Raw genomic sequence first — 476 nt, 5'->3', positions numbered from 1 at the left:
CTGCGGCACGCCGAAGCGGGCGGCGTCGCCGAGGCCGACCACCAGCACGCGCGGCGCGGTCACGCCCGGCAGGTCGTGCAGCAGGGTGGTCGCGCCGGTCTTGCCGGACAGGTCGCCACGCTGGGCCAGGGCGGCCAGGCGGCCACCGCTGGCGGCGTCCAGGGCCTGCGCGGCCGGGGTCAGGGTATGGTCGGCATACGCGCCGACCACCAGGCAATCAACGGTGGCGGCGGCCGGAGCAACGTGGTTCAGGGTGAATTCGAGGGCCATTGAGCAGATTCCATTGGCGAGTCCGTACAATCGCAGGCCGTTTACGCCCAGACAGTAGACTGGGCGGCACCGCGAACGAACCCCAGAGTTTAAACCACCGCCCCATGCTGAAGCTCGACCGATACCTGCTGGGCGATTTCGTCCAGAGTTTCCTGGCTACCCTGATCGTCCTGCTGGTGGTCAGCGTGGGCGGCGTGCTGGTGGAC

General features: G+C 68.9%; 1 protein-coding gene. It reads right to left on the bottom strand.

Annotation, left to right across the window (positions count from 1 at the left end):
• Window positions 1-270, bottom strand: a 270-nt coding sequence (locus tag D7X55_RS46095) for a M17 family peptidase N-terminal domain-containing protein (protein WP_199747376.1), incomplete at its 3' end; no start/stop codon positions are given.
• Window positions 271-476 lie beyond the last annotated feature (206 nt).

It is taken from the genome of Corallococcus sp. AB049A, from assembly GCF_003668885.1.
Lineage (GTDB): Bacteria > Myxococcota > Myxococcia > Myxococcales > Myxococcaceae > Corallococcus > Corallococcus interemptor.
Note: the sequence above shows the minus strand (reverse complement) of the source record. Positions and strands in the feature narration are given on the sequence as shown.